This window comes from Xanthomonas sp. SHU 199 (assembly GCF_000364665.1).
GTDB lineage: Bacteria > Pseudomonadota > Gammaproteobacteria > Xanthomonadales > Xanthomonadaceae > Xanthomonas_A > Xanthomonas_A sontii.
Map to the genome: position 1 here is coordinate 1 of NZ_AQOI01000268.1, position 1,173 is coordinate 1,173.

Here is a 1,173-nt window from a genome sequence, read left to right on the forward strand (position 1 = left end):
GGCCGCCGCTTCGGAAGGGAACCCGGTAAATCAAAAGCCGGAGCAACAGCCGAAGCCAAAGCCAAAGCACGGCAACAGCAACTTCTACCGCTGAAGCTGCTCCGGCTGAACACCTACGACGCAACTCTTGCGCACGTCTGCGCACCGCAAGCGCGACACCTCTAACCTTCTCCAGGCACCCGACCATGGCCACCCCCGACCTGCCGACCTTCGACAAGATCCTCATCGCCAATCGCGGCGAGATCGCCTGCCGGGTGATCGCCACCTGCCGCAAGCTCGGCATCGCCACCGTGGCCGTGTATTCCGATGCCGACCGCGATGCCCGCCACGTGCGCCTGGCCGACGAGGCCGTGTACATCGGCGCCGCGCCGGCGCGCGAGAGCTACCTGCGCGGCGAGCGCATCCTCGAGGCCGCGCAACGCAGCGGCGCGCAGGCCATCCATCCCGGTTACGGCTTCCTGTCCGAGAACGCCGAGTTCGCCGAAGCCTGCGCCGCGCGCGGGCTGGTGTTCATCGGGCCGCCGCCGGCGGCGATCCGCGCCATGGGCGACAAGAGTGCGGCCAAGGCGCTGATGCAGGCCGCCGGGGTGCCGCTGACGCCGGGTTACCACGGCGAGCAACAAGACCCGGATTTCCTGCGCGCACAGGCCGCGGCCATCGGCTACCCGGTGCTGATCAAGGCCAGTGCCGGTGGTGGCGGCAAGGGCATGCGTCGGGTCGATCGCGATGAGGACTTCGCCGCCGCGCTCGCCGCCTGCCAGCGCGAGGCGCAGGCCGCGTTCGGCAATGCGCACGTCCTGGTGGAGAAGTACGTGCTGCGGCCGCGGCACATCGAGATCCAGGTGTTTGGCGACACGCACGGCGAACTGGTCTACCTGTTCGAACGCGACTGCTCGGTGCAACGCCGCCATCAGAAGGTGCTGGAAGAAGCGCCCGCACCGGGCATGGACGCGGAACGGCGTGCGGCGATGGGCCAGGCCGCGGTGGAGGCGGCGCGTGCGGTGGGCTACGTCGGCGCCGGCACCGTGGAGTTCATCGTCGCGCCCGATGGCGCGTTCTACTTCATGGAAATGAATACCCGCCTGCAGGTGGAGCATCCGGTCACCGAGTGCATCACCGGCACCGACCTGGTGGAGTGGCAGTTGCGCGTGGCCGCCGGGCAGCCGCTGCCGC

1 protein-coding gene is annotated in these 1,173 nt (G+C 69.2%); it reads left to right on the forward strand.

Annotated elements, in window-relative coordinates; translation table 11 throughout:
- Positions 1 to 185 precede the first annotated feature (185 nt).
- On the forward strand, positions 186 to 1,173 hold a 988-nt coding region (locus D183_RS0110245), incomplete at its 3' end, for an acetyl-CoA carboxylase biotin carboxylase subunit (RefSeq protein ID WP_017908906.1).